Below are 20,395 nucleotides of genomic sequence, written 5' to 3'. Positions count from 1 at the left end.
ACTGATGAAATTTCTCTTTTGTGTGGGCCTGGCGCTACTGGCGCCGGGCCTCTACGCCCAATCTGTGCCCGCCGCTCCGCTGTCGCTGGCCGACTGCCGGGCCCTGGCCCTGAGCCAGAAACAGCGCCTAACCTCGTCGGGCCGCCGGCAGCTGGCCGCCGAGGCCGCCCGCGACGCCGCCAAAACCAACCGCCTGCCCAAGCTCGATTTCAGCAGCACGAGCTACTACGTGCGCGGGCTGGGCAGCACCCTGAACACGCAGGGCGTGACGGCCGGGGTGGGCGTCACCCAGCCCATCTACTCCGGTGGCCGGATTCGCGCCCAAACGGCCATTGCGGGCCTTGGGGCGCGGGTCGCGGCGGAGGAGGTGCAAGGTACCCGGCAGCAATTGGTGGCCGAAATTGACCAAACCTACTGGCAAACCGTGGCCCTGGGCGACCAGGTAAAACTGGCCGAAGGCAACCGCACCCAGTTACTCGCGCTTGAACGGGACCTCAACAACAAGTTCAAGGCCGGCCTAGGCTACAAGGCCGACTGGCTGCGGGCCCAGGTGCAGCTGCGCGACGCCGAAACACGGCTGCTGCGCACCCGCGACGACCAGCGCCTGAGCCTGCTGGTGCTACGCCAGCTCATCGGCCGCCCAGCCGGCGACTCGCTGCGGTTGGCGGCGTCCATTGAGGGCGAATTTCCGGTTGTCAGTGCCGCCGACTACGCACAGCGGGCGCTAACCCAGCGGCCCGATTTGCGCCGGCTGACGTTGAACAACCAGGCGGACTCCCTGCAAATCGACGTGGCCCGCAGTGCCCGCCGGCCCCAGGTGAATGCCAGCGTGAACGCCTTGTATCTGCAGCAGAAGCCCGGTTTTCTGCTGCCCGACCGCAACTACGCGCCCGCTTACGCCTTGGTGAGCGTGAACCTGCCGCTAGTGCATTGGAAGGAAAACCGCCTGCTGGAAAGCCAGCGGCGCTACCAGGCCCAGGCTAGCCAGGCCGACCTGGCCGAAGCGCGCCAGCAAGTGGAGTTGGAAGTCAACCGCGACCTGCTGCGCCTGAACCAGGCTGCCCGGCGCATCGAGTTGCAAACCCTCACGGTGGCGCAGGCCCAGGAAAACCTGCGCCTCAACGATAACCGCTTCAAGGCCGGCCTGCTCTCGCTCGTCGATTTGCTCGAAGCCCAGACATTGAGCCAGCGCGCCGCGGCTGACTTAGTGGACGCCAAAGCCGAATACCGCATTGCCGAGGCTGCCCTGACGCAAGCCACGGGCGAGAATTTCTAAGGGCTTCTCGGGCGCTGGACGTCTCTGCCGGCGCAGCACGACCCGGCCCAAGTGAACTGATGGCTCGGGCTGGTTCAGCCTGATTTAGCTGCCTTGTTTAAGCCTACCACTCTCATGAAATTTTCCTTGATTATCACTGCCCTTGCCCTGCCCGGATTGCTACTGGTAGGCCGGGAGCGACCTCGCTCCACGCCCGGCGGCGGGCCAACGGCGGCCGTGCGCAAGCCGGCGCTACCCGCTGGGGAGCAACTGGCCGGCACGGTGCTGGCCGCGCTGTATCAACTCTTGAAGACGCCCGTGAGGGGCCGCGTGGTGCGGACGTATTTCAGCGCAGGCCAAACCGTGCCGGTGGGCGCGCCCCTGCTGAAGCTGGCGGTCGGCGCGGGGTCTTCGGCCCGCACGGTATTCGCGCTGGCTCCGGCGGCGGGCGACCTGACCCAGGCGCGGGTGGGCGACGGCGAATACGTAACGGCGGGCACCCCCTACACCCGTCTCACGTCGCGCGGCCCGGTGCGGGTACGGGTGGCCGCCGGTGCCGCCGCGGGCCTGCACCCCGGCGACTCGTTGCGGGTGCTAACGGGTCCGGTGGGGCTCCTGGGGCGCACGACTCCCCTCGCTTCGTTGTCGCCGGACGTTTCGACGGGCACCGTCGTGCTAGTACTGGGCCACTTGGGGTAGCCGCCCGGCACCGCCGTCAGGGTGGTGCTGCTGCACTTGTCACCGCGGATTCAGGCCCCTGACCACTTGCTATCCCGCCACTTTCCCAACTACGCCGCCGCATGCTCCAAGCCAGCACCCTCCGTTTTTCGACCGACCTTAAGGCCAACAACCGCAAGGCTTGGATAGATGACCACCGCCCGGCCTACGGCGCGGCCAAGGTGGATTTCGTGGAGCTGGTGAGCCAGGTGCTGGCGGGCCTCGCCCGGCAGGACCCGGAACTGGCCCGTCTTGAACCCCGGAAATGCCTTTTCTCCATCAACCGCGACGTGCGGTTGTCCGCGGATAAGTCGCCCTACAAGACCAATCTGGGGGCGTGGTTTAACCCCGGCGGCAAGGGTGCGCCCACGGCGGGCTACTACTTGGCCATCGAGCCGGGGGCCAGCTTTCTGGCTGGCGGCATGTATTTGCCGGACCCCGCGGCGCTCGCTGCCATTCGCCAGGAAATTGACTACAACCTGGCCGACTTCGAGGAGCTGGTGCGGGCCCCGGCATTCCGGCGGCAGGTTGGGAGCCTGCGGCAGGAGCACGCACTGAAACGCCCGCCGAAAGGGTACCAGGCCGACAACCCCGCCATCGAGTACCTCAGGCTAAAGATGTTTTTGGGGTCCCGCCCCTTGCCTGATGAGCAGCTACTCTCCCCCATCCTGGCCCGGCAGCTCCTGACGGCTTACCGCAGCCTGACGCCGCTGGTGCAGTACCTGAACCGGGCGGTGGGCCAAGCCGCTTGAGGCGGCCTCCCAGCGGACGGCGGTACCGCTCCGGCATCATTTCTCATTTTGCGTTTATTCTCATGACACCCTCCATTCAAGCATCCGTGGCGTTCATATTGCGCCGTCATTTCCTGGTACGGCCCCGGCATTTCCGGCCCACGCAGCGGCTGGAGCAGGATTATAACCTGGGCCCGCTCGACAAGCTGGAGCTGGCGAACTACCTCGAACAAGCGTTTCATTTCGACTTCAGCGACCAGGAAATAGCCGAGTTCCGCACCTTGGGCAGTGTCGTGGCCTCGGTTAAGCGGCATGTACACCATTTGCCAACGGCCGCCATTCCTCATTTTCAACCCGGGTATGAGCTCGCTGCTGCCTAAGCGTGGGGCCGCTGGTGAAGGAAGTTGAGCGGCAGGCTTTGCCCCGCGCCGGTCAAACCTATTATCAGGCCCTCCCGCCTACGCCGCCCGGTGGCTTCCGGCGCGACGGCCCTGACTTTCCGCTAGAAGCCGCGTCCCAGGCCACCTGACTCCCGGCCGGCGGCTACCTTGCTCACCAACCAGCCCGTGCCCGTATGTCCCCACTTCTACGCACCGCAACGGGCATGGCTAGGCGTTTTACCCCGCTCCACCGCTACCAGCTGCGTACCGGCTTGGCCGTTGGGGCGGTATTCACCGTGTGCTAGGAAGTGCTGGTAATACTGGTCAAAGGTCCTAATTCGGTTATTCTAGCCGCCAGCTTGGGCATGGGGCTGCTGATGGGAGGCGTGATTGGCTGGCTGGAGGTGCGGGTGCTGCCCCGGCTGCTAGGCGCCGTGCGGTTTCCGGTGGCGGTGCTGCTGGCTACCACGCTCTATGTCGGGCTGGGCTTGATTTTTCTAGCCGCGCTGTAAGCCGTGTCGTCGGCCTTGATTCAGGAACTGACAACCCATCCGCACCGGTGGGTGGGCACGTCACTGGGGGGCCACTGGCTTTCAGGCCGAAGACTTTCGGCGGCTACGTTTCGACCTATTTAGCTTCGTGCAGGCGCTGGTGGTCTTTGGTATGGCTTCCTTTATTACGGTGCTGCTCTACCAGCTCGCCCGGAAAATTGGCCCCCGGATGCTGTAGCGCTTCCTGCTCGGGCACTACCACCAGCCGGTGGCCGAAGACCGGATATTTATGTTCCTGGACGTGAAAGGGGCCACCACGCTGGCCGAAAGGCTCGGCGATGAGCCCTACAGCCGGCTGCTCAGCGATTTTTTTCGCGACATCAGCAACCCCATTCTGGCTACGCGGGGCGAGGTCTACCAGTACGTCGGCGACGAGGTGGTGATTACCTGGCTGGCGGCCGATGGGCTGGCGCAAGCCCGCTGTCTGCACTGCTATTTCGAGATGGTGGCCGCCATCCAGCGACGGGCTTCCCGCTACCGAGCCCGCTACGGGGTGGTGCCGGAATTCAAGGCCGGGGTTCACGGGGGCATCGTCACCGCCACGCAGGTCGGGGAAATCAAGAGCGAGATTGTGTATCACAGCGACGTCCTGAACATGGCTTCGCGCATTCAGGGCCAGTGCAACAGCTTAGGTAGCCGGCTGTTGATTTCCGCCGACGTCGTGGAGCGGCTGGGGCCGACGACCCAATTGCGTTTTCACGGCCTGGGGAAATTTGTGCTCAAGGGCAAACAGCAGGTAATAGGCCTCTACGATGTCCGCCTGGCCAGTTAGCTTCCTGCCGCCACTTTCGCAACGGTTCTCACTTCAGCCATTACCGGCGACACAACCTTTTAATTCCCACCCCCATTCGATGAAATCATATTACTACCCCAACAACCTGACCGTGGAGCTGCTGGCCCGCTGGCCGGCTACGGCTGCCGGCTTGCTGCCTCTGGCGGAGCTCGAGGATTTTATCTCGGTGGCCTACCAAGCCAGCCTGCTGCACGAAGAAGGGCACCCGGTGCGCTGCCGCCTGGTGCTCAGCGCGCTGGAACACCTGCCCAAAGGCACCGACCCAAGCGAGTCGTACGTGCTAGAGCTGGCCGCGCCGCGCCCCTACACGGAGCAGGAGATTCGGCGGCTCAGCCCCGCGCTGGACTCGCCCGGCAGCCTGCTGGCCGTCTGCACCGACCCAGAAGCCGGCCTGCTTATCTGGGGGCTGCTGCGCAGCCGGAATCCGTGGCACGAGACGGACACTTTTTCGCCTGTGCCCGCGCAGCTGCCCCTGATACTCGACGTATCCGGCCCCGGCAACCTAGTGTTTTACCACGGCCGCTACCGGGTGCTTACGTTGCAGCACGGCCACGTCGAAGGCCACGGCTTTGTGGAATATCCGGTGGCGTGGTCGCACGGCCGCTTCACGGAAAATATTGAGGTCCTGCGGCCCCAGCTCGTGGCTGCCGGCGTGGATTTTCCCGCTGACCTGATGCCCTTGCTGGGGGAGTTGGCGCACCACGTGACCCGGCGCGTAGTGGCGCGGGTGCGCGCCAGCGGGCACGGCGGCATGCTGGCTTACGTGCCCACGGCCAGCGTGGCCCGGTGCGTGGGCCTGGCCGCCACGCTGCGGCCCAAGTACCCGGTGCGCCTGCCCGATGAGGCCCACTTCTACAACGGCCTGCAGTTGGCTATCATCGGCCGGCTCGCGGAACTGGGCGACGTGAGCTGGCGTCGCTACCAGCAGGCCGGCGACACCCGCCTGCTGGAGTTGGAAGCATCCCTGGACCAGTACGCTCATTTGCTGGCCGATTTGATGAGCGTGGACGGGGCGCTGGTTGTGACCAAGCAACTGGCCATCGTCGGCTTTGGCATCGAGGTCTACGCGCCGCAATTAGCTCTGAGCCAGGTGTACCGGGCGCTGGATGCCACCGCCACCCGGCTGCAGGCGGAACCCGCCGACTCGGGCGGCACGCGCCACCGGGCCGCCTACCGCCTCTGCCTGGCCGAGCCCGAAAGCATGGCCATCGTCATCTCCCAGGACGGGGGCGTGCGGTTTGTGCAGTTCCACGAGGAGAAGGCGGTTTTTTGGGAGCAACTCACCCTGTAGTGCAGCAAAGCAGCTGCCGCGTAGTTTGAGGTGGTCGGGTAGAAATGGACACGGAGAAAGTAACTTTCCCCTGTCATGGAAGCAGCAAAACCAGCCGGTAAACGGCAAAGAACCGAGTATAATGCAGCGTTTCGGACCAAGGCGGTACGCCGCGTAAACCAGGATGGGCAGGCGGCAGCGCGGGTCGCGCAGGCGCTGGGCATGAGCGAGGCCGTGTTGGGTAAGTGGGTGCGTGCGGCCCGCAGCCAAGCGGTCCGCCCAGCCGGTAGCGAAGCGCTGGAGCGGGAAAACAAGTAGTTGCGGGCTCAGCTGGCCCGCGCGGAAATGGGGCGCGATATTTTAAAAAAAGCGCTGACCATCTCCCAAATGCTTTAAGCGCATTTTCACAAAAGACGGGCCGATGAAACGCTTCGCTTTCATTACTTTACACGTTTGCTACTGGCCAGTGCGGCAGCAGTGCCAATTGCTAGGCGTCAGTGCTAGCGGCTACTACGCGTGGCAAAAGCGCGTCCCCGTTGCGGCAGTCGAACAGGTGCTGCCCGCCTGGCAAGTGGCGGCCCAGCGCGTCTTCGCCACCCATGCCGGCCGCTATGGCCAGCGCCGATTACGGGCCCAATTGCGGCGCGAAGGTCACCTGGTGGGACGGCAACGGCTACGAGGTTGACTCAGCGCCAGCGGCTTACGCGCCCTCTGCACGCGAGCCAACTCCCGGTCCCCGCGCACCACCCAGGCCGACCCACAAGCCGTGGCCGCGGCTAACAAGCTAGTTACCTGGCCCGTGGCCACCGCCCCGAATCAAATCTGGGTCGGCGACATCACCTATCTAGCCTTAGCCACGGGGCAGTGGGCGTACTTGGCTTGCTGGCACGATGCCTTTTCCCGGCGCGTGGTGGGCTGGCACGTCAGCGAGTCACTACACACGGACTTGATTCTGACCGCTTTTAATCGGGCGGTGGCCGTCTGCCAACCGCCACCGGGCCTGCTTGTGCACGCCGACCGGGGCAGCCAGTACACCAGCGACGCTTTTACCACCCTGCTTGACCGCACCCAGGCCATTGCCAGCTTGAGCCGGCCTGGCAACCCGTATGACAACGCCTTGGCGGAGAGTGGCTGGAGCACGTTCAAAACGGAGCTACTACCCCGTGGGGCCTGCTTTACCGACCTGGAAGAAGCCCGCCTGGAATTAGCCGAATACCTCGATCACTTCTACAACACTCAACGCCTGCATTCGGCCCTGGGCTACCGCACCCCGCTCGAAATCGAACTCTATTATCGCTTTAACCTGCCTTAGCTCAGTGTCCACTGGTACCCGACCACCCCACCTATTCTGTCCAGAATTACCCGACCACCTCAGCGGGCCACGAGGAGCGGTACCTGAACTGGTTCTACCAGCACAGCACCTACCAACAGCGCGGCCTGGCCGCTGAGGCCCGCGCCGAATGCGTGGCCGCCTACACGGGTGCCGAGGCCCTGCGGGGCGGCTTTATGCACTACCGGGCCTTCCCTCAAAATCGGCAGCAAGTGGCCGAGGCCCTGGCGAAGGGACAGCGCCTGGCCTACCCCACGATGGCCGTGTGCGGCCACGTCGTTGGCAAAGTGCTATTCAACCAGTTGCGCCCCGTCGCTGATTCGCTGGAAACCCACCTGGTGCCCGAGTGCGGCCACGTCGTGCAGGAGGAGCAGCGGGCGCAACTAGCGCGGTTGCTGCTGGCATTTCTGGCTGCGCCCCCAAGTAGTCGGAAGGTTAGCCGGCACCAGCCAGGTGCGCCTACGTGACTTAAGCCACCGCAGCGGCCAGCAGCCGGCGCGTGGCCGTCCCCACGCGGGCCCCCAGCGCGGCGGGGTCCAGGCCGTCGGCCTCGTCTGAAAACAGTTCCGGCCCTACGTTGCGTAGCCCACCAATAGCACCGAGCGTACGCAGTAATTCCACCAGTGGAAAGTCGCCCTCGCTGGGAGCCTGACGAAAGTGCATCTGGTCGTTGTATAGTGAGCCGCCCTGCACCGCCGTTGCGGCGTCACCTACCTGCACGGCAAAAATCTTCTCCCCTGGCAGCTGGGCCAGCAGCTCGGGTTGGGGGTAGCCGCGGAAGTAGTGGTAGGTATCGAGCACCAGCCCGCCGTTCTCACGGGCCGCCCGGCGTACGATTTCCCAGCCCGTGGCCAGGTCCGGGATGCTGCCGAAGGGCATAAATTCCAACTGTACGCGCAAATCCAGCTCCCGGCCCCGGTCGCAGATGGGCTGGAAAGCGTTGACTACCTCCCCCAGGTCATTGCGCTGGCCGAAGCCGTCGATTACCGACAGGCTTTCCACTTGCAACTCGGCCGCGTACTCAAAAAACGTGTCTGGGTCAGTTTCCTGGAAGGCCCGCTCCTCGGCGTTCATGTACGCGGGCAGCCGCCAGCGCGGGAGCCAGCGGGTCAGCGGGTCGAGGATGGTGAAGGGAGCACCCCCGGCCCGCGCCTGCTCGCGGAGGCAGGGCAGGGTGTGGCCCTCAGCCAGCCAGGCGGTGATGTGGCTGGGAAACACGGACTGGGCCGCGAAGCCGCCCGCCTGGGCGGCCACCAGCCACTCGGCCAGGGAGCGGTTGCGCACCGTGGCGGCTCAAAGTATCAAGGGGGAAGCAGGAGTCATTGACAAGAAGTAAGCGGGATGAATAGCAGGACAAAGCCGCTGCCCTACCCTAAGTGCTCGGCCATGAAAGCCAGGGCTTCGGGCAGGGCCTGGGGCAGGATGGTGAAGTGGTCGGCCCCGGCGTAGGGGTGATAGATAACCGGGGCTTCGGCGGCCAGCAGCGGCGCGGTGAAAGCCGCCGTCAGCGGTTCCGGCACGGAGGCATCGGCGGTGCCTTGTAGCACCAGTGTGGGCTGCCGCAGCGTGAAGCCTGGCAGCACCGCCGGGTCGTTCGCGGCCAGAAACGCCTGCATGGCGGGCACGGTGGCCCACTCCGGTTTGAAGCCCGAAAACGCGGCCAGCGTCTTCGCCTGGATGGCCTGGGTGAGGTCGGCCACGATTTTTACCGAGCCTTTGGTCGTGAACGAGGGCATCAGCCGTTGCAGGTCGGTCCCCATGATGGTGCTCAGGTCGAAGGCCGAGTCTCGGACCCGAAGGCCCGCCGCCAACAGACCCACGTTGAAGTTCTGCTGCACCACGTAGTCCATGGCCTGGGCCGGGTCGCGGGTGGCCTGCTCGCCGTTGAAGGCGACAATAGCGGCTACCGACGTGAACGGGGCAAACGCCACCGCCCCCACGAAGGCCAGCTCGGGCGCTTCGGCCGCGTAAGCTTCGGCGTAGAGTACGCCGTGCCCGCCGTCGGAGTGGCCCACGGCCGCCCACCGGGGCGACAGGCGTGGCTCGGCGTGGCGCGCAGCCCGCACCCCGGCCAGCAGGGAGCGGGCCAGGCTGGCGGCATCAAATAGGGCTGGGACACCGTCGCCACCGCGCCCAGGCCCTCCAGGTCGGGCGCTACCACAGCGTAGCCGGCCGCCACCAGCATTTGAATTACCCAGACGTAGCGGGTGACGAACCCATCCGGGGTCAGCCCCCCGTCGAGCGTGGCCGACAAGCTGGGGGCGCAGCGTTTCTGGCCAGCCGTGGTAGTGCCGTGCACCCAGCCCACCACCGGCCAGCCGCCCGCCGGCGGCGACTGGTGCGGCACGAACAGCAGCGTGGAGGCCAGGGTCATCTCCCCGGCCACGCTGGGCATATAATGCACCAGCAACCGGGCTTCGGCCTCGATGGCCGCCGGGGCCCCATATGGCCCGGCTACCAGCAGGTCGCCCAGCGCGGGGGTAGGCTGGGTGGCGCCATTAAAAGGCCGTGGAGGGAGCATCTGTTGTTAGAATTTTGGTTTGCTAATCATTACTAATCAAAGAATTGATAGGCTCAGACCGACCAGCCGCCATCCACGTTCAGGGTAGCCCCGGTGATGTAGCCCGCCGCCTCGCTGGCCAGAAAAGCCACCACCTCCCCTACTTCCTGCGCCGTGCCGAAGCGGCCCAGCGCAATGGGCTGGAGCAAGCTGGCCACCGTCGCCGGGTCGGTGGGCGTGAGGTCGGTTTCAATCAGGCCGGGCTGGATGATGTTGACCGTGATGCCCCGCGGAGCCAGGTCGCGGGCCCAGGCGCGGGTGTAGGCCGCCAGCGCCCCCTTGGAGGCTGCGTAGTCGCCTAGCCCAGCGAAAGGCACCCGGATGTTCGACCCCGACCCGATGGTGAGGATGCGCCCGCCCGCGGGTAGGTGCGGCACGGCTGCCCGCACAGTCTGGGCCACCCCCCATGTATTCACCCGCCACAGGTTTGCCAGCGCTTCCTCGTCGGGGGCGGCCTCATCAATCGGGCTCACCACGTTGACGCCGGCATTATTGACCAGAATGTCGAGCTGCCCGAACCGCGCCACTACCGTTTCAATGGCCGCCCGCACTTGCGCGGGCTGGGCCGCGTCGGCTTGCAGGGCCAGCGCCTGCCCACCCGCTTGCTCGATGGCGGCCACCAGCGCCTGCGCCGGCTCGGTTCCGCGCACATAAGTGAAGGCCACCCGCACGCCTTCAGCGGCCAGCGCCCGGACGATGCCGGCTCCAATGCCCCGGCTGCCGCCCGTTACCAAGGCTACTTTGTTTGCTAATCCTCTCATATACTCGTAGTCGATTAATCATTGTCGGAAAATCTTGCTGCTCACAAAGGTCTGGCGGGCGGGCGAGGCAGACAATTACGGAGAAGTTATTCGCCTGGGGGTAACTTTAGCACGTAGGGTAGTTTTCCTCCCTATGACGCGGCCGGTACCGGGGCCGGCCGCCACCCTGTGCCGATGTATCAAAAAAAAATAAGCCGCACGTTGGAGTGCGGGGTGGTGCTGACCAAGGAAGTGCTGCACGGCAAGTGGAAGTCCACGCTGCTACATTTCATTGCCCAGGGGGTACAGCGCCCCAGCAGCTTGCAGCGGGCCATTCCGATGGCCACCCGGCGCGTGCTCAACATCCAACTCAACGAGCTGGAACAGCACGGCCTGGTTCGTAAAACCGTCTTTCCGCAACTTCCGCCCAAAGTGGAGTACCACCTCACCGGCCTGGGCCAGTCCCTGCTACCCGTGATTGCGGCGATGGAGCAGTGGGGCGACGAGCACCGGGCCGAGTTGGAACAGGTCCTCGCGGCAACCGGGGTGCCGCCCGAAGTAGGAGTTCTTCGAGTGTAGTTAAACAAATAGGGTAAAACTTCCGACGCAGCTGCACCTCGGTAAGGCGGGTTGAATGCGGGTTGAATATCGCGCGCGAAAAAGGTAGTGTTGCCCTAGCTGGCTGTTGCGACCTGTTGGTGCAGACCGTCGATGGCCTGCCCAAACTATTCGCTGCTACCCGCGCATTAGGGCTAGGTGTATAGTCCCAGGATGTGCTGGGGGTTTTTTACTACCGAACTTCGCCAGTACTTATGGGACAAGTATCTCACGGCAGCGCCCGCACAACGCTGGCAGTACGACGCAGCATTCAGCAAAGTCAGAAAAGCGCATAAGGCTTAGCTAAACGCCGCGGGGTCAATGTAAAAACGGTGACCAAGTGGCGTACCCGGCGCCCGACCACTGACGCGCCGATGGGCCCTAAGCCGGTTTCTACGGTGCTCACGGCCCAGCAGGAGGCGGGTGCAGTCGCTTTTCGCCGGCAGACCCAGCTGCCCCTCGATGATTGCCTCTACGCCTTGCAGGAAACTATTCCGCACCTCTCGCGCTCGGCCCTGCACCGCCTGTTTTAACGCTACGGCATCAGCCGCCGGCCGGCCCCTGAGCCCGCGCAGAAGAAAATGAAATTCAAGGACTACCCGATTGGTTACTTGCCCGTGGACTTTGCCGATGTGCATGCCGAAGAAGGTCGCGTCTACCTCTTTGTCGTGGCTGTTGCAGAACTCTACAGTCGCTTGAGAACCGGTCGCAGCCCGCACCGAAACGTGAAAAATACAATTCTACAGCTGGTTTACTCGCCTAATCTAGCCGGTACCTAACCTAGCCGGTAGCAACCACTTACACGCCCTGAATTGAGTTCTGCAACAGCCACCGCGCCTTTTAGAACCTACTCTCTACTACCTTCTCTCACCTGAGCGTGCTGCTGCAAGCCTCCCGCTCAGGTGAGAGCAAGGTAGAATGGTACGCACTGCCGATAGCGGGCAGGGAGTAGCCCTACGACCTGTTTTAGAGGCTGGGGGGCAGGGCGCCTATTTGGTGAAACATTCCGAACCAGTCTTCCAGGTGCCAGGTGTGTGTGATGCGACCGTTTTCGAGGTGGTGAAACTCGTGCAGCGGCAGGCGGACTGGTCGGTTAGTCGCCGCAATCCCGAACCACTCGCCTTGGTGCGTGCCGCGAATTTCGGCCCGCACGGCGGCGCGGCCCGCCGACCCCATTATCTCGTGAATGACAATGGTGAGGTCGGGAAAAGCGCGCCTAAACTGCGCGATAATGGGCTTGATGCCGTCGGGGCCGGGCTGCTGGCCGGGCCCCAGCGGAATGTCCTGCCAGGTGGGGCTAACCGCCTGGTCAACCAGGGCCGGGTTGTTGTCGCTAAATGCCTGGTAAAGCGACCGAACGGCTTGCAGCTCCGCGGCGGAGAGCGGCGGCAAGGAGGAAGTAGCATCCATATTGAAAGGGGGAAAAGTGGAAGGCGCAACGAGTCGATTACTCAGGTCTAGGCCTGTTTCAACTCTCGCATGAAAAAAGGGAAGGCCGGCCTAAATCGAAGGAAGACGGGTTTGTTTTTGCGGTCAAGCAACACGGCTGAAAATAGTTTCAGCCCGCGGCCAAACGCAGCGGCCTGTTGCGGGGTGGCGCAGAAGGGCTTGGTGGCCAGCCGGTCAATGATGGCCAACAGTCCCTTGTGATTTTGAATCTCCAGTTGCCGCGGGGGCCGGGTGGCGGGCGCCCCGCTGGCGGGCGTCAGTGGGGCCAGCGTGAGCTGCTAAGTGTTCGAGCGGGCAAGCAGCAGGTAGCACAGGATAAGCAGGAAACCCGCCCGCTTAGTGAATGGAACCGCCATTCACCACCAGGTGATGGCCGTGCACGAACGTGCCCTCGTCGGAGGCTAAAAAGGCCACCACCTTCGCTACGTCGGCCGGGGTGCCTAGCCGGTTGAAGGGACTGCCGACCCGCATCCGTTGCTTGACGTTTTCCGGCTGGTCGGTGATGACGCCGGCGTGGTCGATGATGCCGGGCATCAAGGAGTTAACCGAAATTTGCCGGCCCCCCAACTCCTTCGCCAGCACGTCCACAAACAGCTTGGAGGCGGCTTTGCTGGCCGCGTAAACGGCGGCCCCCGCGTCGGGGTGGATGCTCATGGTGGAAGAAATAAGGAGGAGCCGGCCACCGGACAACAGGTGTCGAGCGGCTTGCTGCAGCACGAAGAAGGTGCCTTTGACGTTTAGATTGAACACGTTGTCAAAATCGGCTTCCGTCGTGTCCAGCACGGGTTTCTCAATCAACTCGATGCCCGCGTTGGCCACGACGATGTCCAACTGGCCGAAGTGTTGCAGGGCCTGGGCAAACAACTGCGCAATGGCTGCGGGGCTGGCCACATCGGCTTTCACCAACAGGTAGTCGGCCCCGACGTCAGCCAACGCCTGGCGGGTAGCGGCGGCCGCGGCCTCGTCGGCTGAGTAGTTCAGCACCAGCCGCACGCCCAGCGCGGCCAGCTTCTCGGCAATCCCCCGGCCAATGCCCTTGGTAGCGCCCGTAATCAGGGCCACTTTGCCCCGTAATTCCGCATACGTACTCATGCCTGGTAAGAAGTAAGTAAAAACTAAAAGGGCTCGACCCCGGACAGGGCCACGTTGTAGAACTGGCCGGTTTCGGGGGCACTCACCACGGCTTGGTAAATGCCGATAGCGGCCTGCTCCGGCGTAGCGGGGGCCTGGTCGCCGCCGAGCTTGGTTTGCACCCAGCCCGGGTGCAGCGGCGTCACCCGGATGTGCCGATCGGCCAGGCGGGTCGCCAGCATGGCGGCGTACATGTTGATGGCGGCCTTGGAGAGGCGGTAGCCCGGGCCGTTGGGGGCCGCGTTGCGGGGCAGGCCCATGTTGCTGGACACGAACATTATTTGACCGCCTAGCCGCACGTGGGGCAGCAGCAGCTCGGTGAAGAAGACGACCCCGGTCACGTTGGTGTCGAGGGTCTGCGTGAAGGCCCCGTACGCCGGCTCCACCGCGAACACATCGGGGGCCGTGCCCGCATTGTTGACGAGCAGGTCGAGGCCGGTGGTCAAAGCGCGGATGCGCGCGGCGGCTTGCGTGCGGCTCTGCTCGTCGGTGGCTTCGAGCGGCACGACGTGCAACCGGGGGTGGTCGAAACCGGACAACTGGCCCGAGCGGGTCGTGCCGATAACCGTGTAGTGTTCGGCGAGCAGTTTCTTGGTCAGGGCCAAGCCAATCCCACTGCTGACACCCGTTACGACGGCTGTTTTAACAGAATTTTCCATGTGTTAGAAGCAAGAAATTAACCTCTAGTGCTGCGCTTGCGCCGGCCGGCCGAAAGCGCGCAGTAGAGATCACAAAGGTCCCGCTCCGGTAGTAGTGGAAACAACTACCATCTAAATTGTAGCTTAGTACCCAAAAGGAAACTATCGACTGTATTGCATGAAAAAGCCTACCTCCACGAATTCGCTCAACCTGACCGAATTGCTCCATACCTGCCCGATGCTCTACGGCATGCAGCGGCTAAGTGGCCGCTACAAAGTGGCCCTGCTCTGGCACATCGGCCAGCGCCACAACCGCTTTGGCGTGCTGCGCAAGCTACTGCACCCGGTGACCACCAAAATGCTGAGCCAGCAACTGCGCGAGTTGGAAGCCGATGGCTTAATCAGCCGCACCATCTACGCCGAAATGCCGCCGCGCGTGGAGTATGCGCTGCTGCCGGAAGCCGCGGCGCTGCTCTGCGTGTTGGAGGGTTTACGCGCCTGGGGGGACAGCCTGAAGCAACGCACCCTGAGCAAGCTAGCTGCTACCGCTGATTCGGCGCCGTCATAGCGACCCGTGGGAAGACTAGTGCTTAGTCAGGCAAATTAGGCACCCTGATTTTCTGGTAATGCCGGTCGAGTTTAGTGCGGGCTTTGGCCAGGGTGAATTGCCAGCGCACCGTGGCTTGGGCCGCGTTGCGCTCGGCCACGCAGGCGGCCACCTGGGCGGTGAGTTCGTCTTGGGTGGGAATGCGCTGGTGCAGGCACTGGCGGGCGATGGCCGAGAGTTCGAGTTCGACCATGTTGAGCCAAGAGGCTTTTTTGGGCGTGTAATGCACCTCGAAGCGGGCAGCCAGCGCCCGGGCCTGGGCGGCGGGCAGGTGCTGGTAAAAGACGGCATCGGTGTGGGTGTTGAGGTTGTCCTGCACCAAGACGATTTTCTCGGCCTGGGGGTAGTGGGCGGCCAGCGTTTGCATAAAGCGGCAGTAGTCGGCGCCGGTGCGTCGGGCCGAGACCTCGACCAAGCGCTGGCCCGTGCCCGGCTCGAAGGCGGCCAGCAAACAGGCCGTGCCCTGACGCACGTAGGTGCTGCTTTCCCAACGGGGCCGTCCGGCCTTGGCCGGTTGCTCGCCCACGGCGGGCTGGGCGGGCACTGCTGGCAGCGGCTCCGCGGGCTGACCGTGCAGCACACAGGGCCGCTCATCGAAGCAGACGATGGGAAAACGCGGGTCGTGGGGCCGCTCGTAGACGGCCAGCACGTCTTCCATCCGCGCCACGAAGGCCGCGTTCATCGCCCCCAGGCACCAGTGCTGCTGGCGGTGGGGCTGCAGCTCGTTTTTTTGAGCACCTGGCTCACCGTCTCGTGCGAGATGGTGTCCACCAGGCCCCACTCCACGGCGCGGTCGGCCAGCAAGCGTAAGGTCCAGCGCCCGTGCCCGGTGGGGGCGGGCGTACAGGCCAGCGCCGTTACGGCCGCCCGCTGCGCCCCGTCGAAGCGGGGTGGCGTGCCGCTACGCGGGGCCTCCGCCAGCGCAGCCTGCCAGCCGGCTTCTTCGTAACGGCAGCGTAACTGACTTACAGCTTGCCGGCTCAGGCCCACGATCTTACCGGCTGCCTGCTGGCCGATACCCGTTGCTAGCGCCAGCAGGGCCTGGGCGCGGCGCACGGCCCGCACCGGGCGGCAGCCCGTGCGCGTAAAGTCTTCGAGGGCGGCCTGGTCGGCGGCCGGCAAGGCGAAAGGGACGATTGGTCGGGCCATAGCAGCCTAACCGCAAGCGCCTTTATTCTGTTAGCCAACTTCCCTGACTAAGCACTAGTGGTGGTGCTTTCATTGCCACCGAAAGCTTACCAGCGCTGCTTTTACCTCTGCCGAAAGTGCTAGGAATGAATGGTGACGCAGCAAACAGTTTACAAGGGTTCGTGACTGTTGCAGAACTCGGCTTGAGTCTCGAGCTAGTTGCGTAAGTAGCCCAAGTAAAGACAGGCGCTTAACAGCCAGTTGCTGGCGTACGCTGGCCGAAGAGGACCAAGGCTTTTTTTAACATGTCGAGCTCCTGTGCCAGCCGCTTATTGGCCGCACGCAGAGCCCCCTGCGGGTCGCGGGCCACTTCCACACGGCCGACTTCGGCTACTACCTGGGCCTGCTGCCAGCGGTAGAGCACCTTGGGAATGATGCCCAACTGCCGGGCGGCAGCTTGCGTGCTGCGGCTCTCGCTGGCCAAGCGTAGCGCTTCGGCCTTGAAGGCTTCGCCGTATTTACGCCGTTTGTCGAGCGACACCCCGCTCTTTTGTGCTGTCATAACAGAAGAAATATACGTCCTGCTTCTGTCCGCCATTTTTAGACCACCTCATTTAGACCACTCAGATTCACCTGACTGCGGAGCTAGCTACCAGGGGCTATCCAGTGCGGCGAGGTGGGTGTATCCTACCTGGGAGAGGAATATCTATGAAAATGACCCGGTTTTTTAACCGAAAAACCCTGGTCTGGACAAAATACAGACCGGTAGATTTGTGTCACTTTCAGAATAGACTTAATTCTGTTAAGAGAATTTTCAATCAGTTGTTGAAGTAGCGCTTGCTTTAGGCACCGCATCAACCACTGAACTCCTGCTGCTTAGCCACTGCGCCTGCAGCGCCGCCCGGCATATGTTGCCGCCTTAATTCGGGTTACATGGTGTTCCGCGCTATGCAATCCAACGCTTTTCCTCCAGTACTCACTGAATCCGAAAAAGAGGTAGCCTCCCCGTAATGGGAACTACGAGCCTAATAGCGTATAAAAAATATCGTTAGTGATAGACACTAGTTGTAAAAAGAGATGCCCGAATTGAATTTCAGTCAAATGGTAAACTTCTACAATCCCACCCATGAAAAAACATCTAAAATCTAGTGGCAACTCTCAGGTGAGGCATTTTAAGACTTTTGCCCTTATTCTGTTTTTTGCCAGCACTGCCTTATCGCAGGGGCAGGTTTTAAATCAGCGGGCTGATTCTGCAATCAAGGCGTTTAATGATGCCTTTCTGGTGACGCAATTCGATAGGGTTTATTACAAACAAGCCTTAAACGACAACACACCCGATAAGAACTGGCCGCTAGCCCTCGACATCTTCGTGATGCAGGACACCTACGAGCGCCGCAAAAGCGACTCGGACAAGGCGTTGGTCAACAATCTCTGCACCAGCTTTCTCAAAATTTATCCTACGCCCTACGACTACGATGGCTGGAATGACGATGTCGCCTGGATGGGACTTGGCCTTGCCAGGGGGTACGAAATAACGGGGACGGCCAATCTTTTAACCCAAGCCGAGTATTGCTTCAACTTTGCCTACGACCGGGGTTGGAACACCATCTTCAACGGCGGCGGCATTTGGGAGCAGCAACCCGACTACACCCCGGTTGACCGCGATGAGCCGCCGATTAAGTGGCCGGTCAACAAGGAAGCCTTATCCAACAATACCAATGGTAAGCTGGCCTGTATGCTGTATGAGAGCACGGGAAAGGTGTATTACCGGGACAAAGCCATCCAGCTGTATAGTTGGTCGAAAAGCCACCTGTTTAATCCCTTGAACGGACAGGTTTATGCGGGAATTGACCGGGCCGAGGTAGTAAACAAAGGCTCGGCCGTTTACAACCAGGGGACTTTTGTTGATTTTGCGGCGTATCTGTATAAAATCACCGGCAACGAGGTGATGTTGCGGGATGCGCAGCTAGCCGCCAACTACGTTATCAATAACCTGACCACCAACGGTATCATCAGTAACGACCAAGAATATTTGAATACGTGGGCGGACGAGTACGCGCGGGGCCTTGGTCACCTCTGCAGGTGGAACCCGCAGCTGTGGAATACCTATTACCCGTTCATGAAACGAAACGCGGACGCGGCCTGGAAAAACCGCCGAACCGACCTCAATCTTACGTGGAATGGCTGGGCAGTTCCTACCCCGGTTATTGCTAACAGCGGGCCCACCAAATATGTGAGTGCCGTCGCCATGCTGCAATTTACCCCAATGGTTCAGGCCCTAGCCAGCACCATCGAGGCAGAAAACTACAATTTCATGCAAGGCACTGCTACCGTGGGCCTGGCCGCAGGCGGCAAAGCGGTCGGCTCGCTTGACAGCGGGGACATGCTGGAGTATATCGTGAACGTGCCCAGCTCCGGGCTGTATACCTTGTCCTTGAGCGTGGCGGGAGCCGCCGCCGGGTCCGTGGAAATTCAACAGAACAACGTAGCCCTGACCACCCTCGCGCTTCCCGCGACCGGTGGCACTTATAGCTCCGTAAACACCACCGTAAAGCTACAGGCGGGCATCCAGTCCTTAAAGCTAAAGGCGGTTGTCGGCGGTTGGACTATCGACAAGTTTACGGCGCAGAACTGTAACCAGATAGTGCCTATCGTAATGGTGAACGGCAAGCCAGAACAGCAAACAGCTACCGTAACCGTAGCCAGCGGCGATAAAGTGCAGCTCAAGCCAACGCCTAGTGATGGAACCTGGAGTTGGATGGGGCCTAGCAATTTTTCTTCCACGTCGAGAGTTGTTATGCTTAACAAGATTGCTTTTAATCAAGGCGGTACGTACACGGCGCGGTATGTTAATGCGGCGGGTTGCGTCAGCGTGCGGGACTTCGTAATCACGCTGAAGGATTGCGCGCCTACCCCCATAGTTACCAGTGTTCAGGTTGATGGCGCTACGCCCCTGCTGACTGATTCGCTCAGGGTGCGGGCGGGCAGCTCCGTCACCATTGGGGCGCAGCCGAAAGAAGGCAGCTGGACGTGGACCGGACCGGATGGCTTCACTTCCACCGCCAGAGAGTTTTCGTTTTTGAGTATTGAGTATAAAAAAGCGGGCAATTACACGGTAACCTATACCAACCCTGCCGGCTGCGTAAGCACCCGGACGGTTAAGCTGGCGCTGGCCGGGCCGGACCCTTGTGGCTCGCCCATCACGCCGTATCTCAACGTGAATGGCGTGGCGTGGCAACAAAGGGAGTATGCCTCGCTAAATCTCGGCGACAAGATTATGGTTGGCCCGCAGGCAACCGGCGGCGATACCTGGCGCTGGACTGGCCCGAATAATTTTACGGCCACCACGCGGGAGTTTACCCTTGAAAATTTTACGGCGCAACAGGCGGGGGTTTACGTGGCTTCTTTCACCAATGCCACTGGCTGCGTGAGTTCGCTCAACTTCACCTTCGGGTTCACAGGCAATTGCACACAAGTCGCTATTACGCCCACCGTTACGATAAATGGCGTTAATTCCCCAAACACTTCTTCCATTGCCGTGCATTCCGGCGACAGCGTATTGATTAGGTTTCCAACGGCGGATGGCGTTTGGCGGTGGACGGGCCCCAATGGCTTCACTTCCGAATCAGCGACGGTCTATTTCAGGAAAGTTCTTTTCTGGCAAAAAGGAAACTACGAAATCAACTTTATTGGTAAGAACGCCTGTGTCAGCACCTACATGCTTGCCATTGATGTCACCAACAATGACTACTGCGGCACGCCCATTACGCCGTATTTCAACATCAACGATGGCGCCTTTCAGAGCGATTCCTTAATCACGGTGAATGAAGGCGCTAAGCTCCAGCTTGGGCCGCAGCCTAATAAAAACATGTGGGTCTGGACCGGCCCCAACGGATTCTTTTCCAACAACAGGGAGATTGTGTTGCAACCTATTCAGCTTAGCCAGGCGGGAGTTTACAAGGCCACTTATACGAATAGCTCCGGTTGTTTGAGTTTTAAGAACATCGTCGTAAACGTGACCAGAGTGACTACGCTGGCAACAGACGCCGTTCGTAGCAGTCAGGAGTCAGGCTTTTACCCAAACCCGGCCACACAAGAAGTTACCCTGATGAATGTGGTCGCCAACGAAGCAATTGTTGTTAGTGACGTGTATGGGAAGGTAGTGCTGCGGCCAAGACCAGCCGTTGCGAACGGCAACGCGAAGATTACCATAAGCAGCCTGCCGCCCGGTCTTTATATTATCAACGTAGGCAATTCTTCCCACAGGAGGAATTATAAGTTGGTAAAAGAATAGGGGGGAGGAAACGGAGCCACAAGTGAACGTTATCACCATTGCGTTTCCTCGCTGTTGGTAGCACTTATAGGCTGGCTGAAGCATTTCTAAGGGAGGACTTACGTAAAAGCCGCTGGTCATTGCTTCGCCTCTAAGCAATGACCAGCCGCTTTTACGTAAGTCCTTCTCAAACACTAGCTACCATACCGTCTAGCACAACTTTGAGCGCCGTACCGCTCTCGACT

The 20,395-nt window shown here is 61.7% G+C and carries 24 protein-coding genes and 2 pseudogenes; 15 read left to right on the top strand and 11 right to left on the bottom strand.

Going from position 1 to position 20,395, the window contains the following annotated elements:
• Nucleotides 1-4 precede the first annotated feature (4 nt).
• The 11 genes and pseudogenes from BEN49_RS22735 to BEN49_RS22695 all read left to right on the top strand — a co-directional run bounded on the left by BEN49_RS22735 (nt 5) and on the right by BEN49_RS22695 (nt 7,494).
• Nucleotides 5-1,276, top strand: a complete 1,272-nt coding sequence (locus BEN49_RS22735; RefSeq protein WP_070746905.1) for a TolC family protein — start codon at nt 5-7, stop codon at nt 1,274-1,276.
• 114 nt (nt 1,277-1,390) lie between these two features.
• Nucleotides 1,391-1,954: a hypothetical protein gene (locus BEN49_RS22730; protein WP_070746903.1), complete on the top strand. Its 564-nt coding sequence runs from the start codon at nt 1,391-1,393 to the stop codon at nt 1,952-1,954.
• Nucleotides 1,955-2,055: 101 nt separating this feature from the next.
• Nucleotides 2,056-2,724, top strand: coding sequence for a DUF2461 domain-containing protein (locus BEN49_RS22725; protein WP_070746901.1), 669 nt, complete (start codon nt 2,056-2,058; stop codon nt 2,722-2,724).
• A gap of 62 nt (nt 2,725-2,786) precedes the next feature.
• Nucleotides 2,787-3,083: an acyl carrier protein gene (locus tag BEN49_RS22720; RefSeq protein WP_070746899.1), complete on the top strand. Its 297-nt coding sequence runs from the start codon at nt 2,787-2,789 to the stop codon at nt 3,081-3,083.
• A gap of 308 nt (nt 3,084-3,391) precedes the next feature.
• A complete protein-coding gene (locus tag BEN49_RS27315) occupies nt 3,392-3,595 on the top strand; it encodes a hypothetical protein (RefSeq protein ID WP_125917150.1) in 204 nt (67 codons plus the stop codon).
• A gap of 268 nt (nt 3,596-3,863) precedes the next feature.
• Complete coding sequence (locus BEN49_RS22715) at nt 3,864-4,406, top strand: adenylate/guanylate cyclase domain-containing protein (protein WP_070746897.1); 543 nt, start codon at nt 3,864-3,866, stop codon at nt 4,404-4,406.
• A 79-nt stretch (nt 4,407-4,485) separates the two neighbouring features.
• Nucleotides 4,486-5,718 carry a putative sensor domain DACNV-containing protein gene (locus BEN49_RS22710; RefSeq protein ID WP_070746895.1) on the top strand — a complete coding sequence of 411 codons (1,233 nt, stop codon included), beginning with the start codon at nt 4,486-4,488 and terminating at the stop codon, nt 5,716-5,718.
• A gap of 75 nt (nt 5,719-5,793) precedes the next feature.
• On the top strand, nt 5,794-6,015 hold the full coding sequence (locus tag BEN49_RS22705; protein WP_070746893.1) for a transposase: 222 nt from the start codon (nt 5,794-5,796) through the stop codon (nt 6,013-6,015).
• 103 nt (nt 6,016-6,118) lie between these two features.
• Entirely contained in the window at nt 6,119-6,382 is a 264-nt protein-coding gene (locus BEN49_RS31100; RefSeq protein ID WP_125917148.1) for an IS3 family transposase, read from the top strand.
• 36 nt (nt 6,383-6,418) lie between these two features.
• A pseudogene (locus BEN49_RS26395) lies at nt 6,419-7,009 on the top strand (IS3 family transposase); the annotation flags it as partial.
• A gap of 152 nt (nt 7,010-7,161) precedes the next feature.
• Entirely contained in the window at nt 7,162-7,494 is a 333-nt protein-coding gene (locus tag BEN49_RS22695) for a hypothetical protein (RefSeq protein ID WP_070746892.1), read from the top strand.
• A 1-nt stretch (nt 7,495) separates the two neighbouring features.
• On the opposite strand, the gene BEN49_RS22690 is transcribed toward BEN49_RS22695, so the two are convergent.
• The 4 genes from BEN49_RS22690 to BEN49_RS22675 form a co-directional block, all read right to left on the bottom strand.
• A complete protein-coding gene (locus tag BEN49_RS22690) occupies nt 7,496-8,311 on the bottom strand; it encodes a sugar phosphate isomerase/epimerase family protein (protein WP_070746890.1) in 816 nt (271 codons plus the stop codon).
• 83 nt (nt 8,312-8,394) lie between these two features.
• Complete coding sequence (locus BEN49_RS22685) at nt 8,395-9,042, bottom strand: alpha/beta hydrolase family protein (RefSeq protein WP_125917146.1); 648 nt, start codon at nt 9,040-9,042, stop codon at nt 8,395-8,397.
• The gene (locus BEN49_RS27305) at nt 8,931-9,548 is read right to left on the bottom strand and encodes a hypothetical protein (protein WP_125917144.1); all 618 of its coding nucleotides are present in this window, start codon (nt 9,546-9,548) and stop codon (nt 8,931-8,933) included. Before BEN49_RS27305 ends, BEN49_RS22685 begins: the two co-directional genes overlap by 112 nt.
• Nucleotides 9,549-9,601: 53 nt before the next feature.
• Nucleotides 9,602-10,348: an SDR family NAD(P)-dependent oxidoreductase gene (locus BEN49_RS22675; protein WP_070746883.1), complete on the bottom strand. Its 747-nt coding sequence runs from the start codon at nt 10,346-10,348 to the stop codon at nt 9,602-9,604.
• A 174-nt stretch (nt 10,349-10,522) separates the two neighbouring features.
• Here BEN49_RS22675 and BEN49_RS22670 point away from each other — a divergent pair, with 174 nt between their 5' ends.
• Both BEN49_RS22670 and BEN49_RS29920 read left to right on the top strand, forming a co-directional pair.
• A complete protein-coding gene (locus BEN49_RS22670) occupies nt 10,523-10,906 on the top strand; it encodes a winged helix-turn-helix transcriptional regulator (RefSeq protein WP_070746881.1) in 384 nt (127 codons plus the stop codon).
• A gap of 233 nt (nt 10,907-11,139) precedes the next feature.
• Nucleotides 11,140-11,592: pseudogene (locus tag BEN49_RS29920) on the top strand (transposase family protein); the annotation flags it as partial.
• A 298-nt stretch (nt 11,593-11,890) separates the two neighbouring features.
• Here BEN49_RS29920 and BEN49_RS22665 read toward each other — a convergent pair.
• The 4 genes from BEN49_RS22665 to BEN49_RS22650 form a co-directional block, all read right to left on the bottom strand.
• Nucleotides 11,891-12,334 carry an ester cyclase gene (locus BEN49_RS22665; protein WP_070746879.1) on the bottom strand — a complete coding sequence of 148 codons (444 nt, stop codon included), beginning with the start codon at nt 12,332-12,334 and terminating at the stop codon, nt 11,891-11,893.
• A gap of 47 nt (nt 12,335-12,381) precedes the next feature.
• Complete coding sequence (locus tag BEN49_RS22660) at nt 12,382-12,642, bottom strand: DUF3861 family protein (RefSeq protein ID WP_083326385.1); 261 nt, start codon at nt 12,640-12,642, stop codon at nt 12,382-12,384.
• A gap of 67 nt (nt 12,643-12,709) precedes the next feature.
• Nucleotides 12,710-13,465 carry an SDR family oxidoreductase gene (locus BEN49_RS22655; RefSeq protein WP_070746875.1) on the bottom strand — a complete coding sequence of 252 codons (756 nt, stop codon included), beginning with the start codon at nt 13,463-13,465 and terminating at the stop codon, nt 12,710-12,712.
• Between the two features lie 23 nt (nt 13,466-13,488).
• Nucleotides 13,489-14,163: an SDR family NAD(P)-dependent oxidoreductase gene (locus BEN49_RS22650; RefSeq protein ID WP_070746874.1), complete on the bottom strand. Its 675-nt coding sequence runs from the start codon at nt 14,161-14,163 to the stop codon at nt 13,489-13,491.
• A gap of 157 nt (nt 14,164-14,320) precedes the next feature.
• On the opposite strand from BEN49_RS22650, the gene BEN49_RS22645 reads away from it, so the two are divergent.
• The gene (locus tag BEN49_RS22645) at nt 14,321-14,710 is read left to right on the top strand and encodes a winged helix-turn-helix transcriptional regulator (protein WP_070746873.1); all 390 of its coding nucleotides are present in this window, start codon (nt 14,321-14,323) and stop codon (nt 14,708-14,710) included.
• Nucleotides 14,711-14,732: 22 nt separating this feature from the next.
• Here BEN49_RS22645 and BEN49_RS22640 read toward each other — a convergent pair whose 3' ends face one another.
• From BEN49_RS22640 to BEN49_RS22630, 3 genes are all read right to left on the bottom strand, one after another.
• On the bottom strand, nt 14,733-15,431 hold the full coding sequence (locus BEN49_RS22640) for an IS630 family transposase (RefSeq protein ID WP_083326384.1): 699 nt from the start codon (nt 15,429-15,431) through the stop codon (nt 14,733-14,735).
• A complete protein-coding gene (locus tag BEN49_RS22635) occupies nt 15,428-15,871 on the bottom strand; it encodes a helix-turn-helix domain-containing protein (protein ID WP_070746870.1) in 444 nt (147 codons plus the stop codon). The genes BEN49_RS22640 and BEN49_RS22635 overlap by 4 nt, the downstream gene beginning before the upstream one ends.
• A gap of 256 nt (nt 15,872-16,127) precedes the next feature.
• Entirely contained in the window at nt 16,128-16,439 is a 312-nt protein-coding gene (locus BEN49_RS22630; RefSeq protein ID WP_070746868.1) for a transposase, read from the bottom strand.
• A gap of 564 nt (nt 16,440-17,003) precedes the next feature.
• On the opposite strand from BEN49_RS22630, the gene BEN49_RS22625 reads away from it, so the two are divergent.
• The gene (locus BEN49_RS22625; RefSeq protein WP_070746866.1) at nt 17,004-20,171 is read left to right on the top strand and encodes a glycoside hydrolase family 76 protein; all 3,168 of its coding nucleotides are present in this window, start codon (nt 17,004-17,006) and stop codon (nt 20,169-20,171) included.
• Nucleotides 20,172-20,395: the final 224 nt, after the last annotated feature.

Origin of the sequence: Hymenobacter coccineus, assembly GCF_001816125.1 — a bacterium.
GTDB classification, from domain to species: Bacteria; Bacteroidota; Bacteroidia; order Cytophagales; family Hymenobacteraceae; genus Hymenobacter; species Hymenobacter coccineus.
This window is presented reverse-complemented; position numbering and strand designations above follow the sequence as displayed.

Excerpts from the sequence above, each read along its gene's own strand:
- BEN49_RS22715 (WP_070746897.1), top strand. The coding sequence starts at position 3,864 with ATGTTCCTGGACGTGAAAGGGGCCACCACGCTGGCCGAAAGGCTCGGC.
- BEN49_RS22650 (WP_070746874.1), bottom strand. The coding sequence starts at position 14,163 with ATGGAAAATTCTGTTAAAACAGCCGTCGTAACGGGTGTCAGCAGTGGG.
- BEN49_RS31100 (WP_125917148.1), top strand. The coding sequence starts at position 6,119 with ATGAAACGCTTCGCTTTCATTACTTTACACGTTTGCTACTGGCCAGTG.
- BEN49_RS22645 (WP_070746873.1), top strand. The coding sequence starts at position 14,321 with ATGAAAAAGCCTACCTCCACGAATTCGCTCAACCTGACCGAATTGCTC.
- BEN49_RS22735 (WP_070746905.1), top strand. The coding sequence starts at position 5 with ATGAAATTTCTCTTTTGTGTGGGCCTGGCGCTACTGGCGCCGGGCCTC.
- BEN49_RS22625 (WP_070746866.1), top strand. The coding sequence starts at position 17,004 with ATGAAAAAACATCTAAAATCTAGTGGCAACTCTCAGGTGAGGCATTTT.
- BEN49_RS22675 (WP_070746883.1), bottom strand. The coding sequence starts at position 10,348 with ATGAGAGGATTAGCAAACAAAGTAGCCTTGGTAACGGGCGGCAGCCGG.
- BEN49_RS22640 (WP_083326384.1), bottom strand. The coding sequence starts at position 15,431 with ATGAACGCGGCCTTCGTGGCGCGGATGGAAGACGTGCTGGCCGTCTAC.
- BEN49_RS22630 (WP_070746868.1), bottom strand. The coding sequence starts at position 16,439 with ATGACAGCACAAAAGAGCGGGGTGTCGCTCGACAAACGGCGTAAATAC.
- BEN49_RS22665 (WP_070746879.1), bottom strand. The coding sequence starts at position 12,334 with ATGGATGCTACTTCCTCCTTGCCGCCGCTCTCCGCCGCGGAGCTGCAA.
- BEN49_RS22670 (WP_070746881.1), top strand. The coding sequence starts at position 10,523 with ATGTATCAAAAAAAAATAAGCCGCACGTTGGAGTGCGGGGTGGTGCTG.
- BEN49_RS22730 (WP_070746903.1), top strand. The coding sequence starts at position 1,391 with ATGAAATTTTCCTTGATTATCACTGCCCTTGCCCTGCCCGGATTGCTA.
- BEN49_RS22710 (WP_070746895.1), top strand. The coding sequence starts at position 4,486 with ATGAAATCATATTACTACCCCAACAACCTGACCGTGGAGCTGCTGGCC.
- BEN49_RS27305 (WP_125917144.1), bottom strand. The coding sequence starts at position 9,548 with ATGCTCCCTCCACGGCCTTTTAATGGCGCCACCCAGCCTACCCCCGCG.
- BEN49_RS22720 (WP_070746899.1), top strand. The coding sequence starts at position 2,787 with ATGACACCCTCCATTCAAGCATCCGTGGCGTTCATATTGCGCCGTCAT.
- BEN49_RS22725 (WP_070746901.1), top strand. The coding sequence starts at position 2,056 with ATGCTCCAAGCCAGCACCCTCCGTTTTTCGACCGACCTTAAGGCCAAC.
- BEN49_RS22705 (WP_070746893.1), top strand. The coding sequence starts at position 5,794 with ATGGAAGCAGCAAAACCAGCCGGTAAACGGCAAAGAACCGAGTATAAT.
- BEN49_RS22655 (WP_070746875.1), bottom strand. The coding sequence starts at position 13,465 with ATGAGTACGTATGCGGAATTACGGGGCAAAGTGGCCCTGATTACGGGC.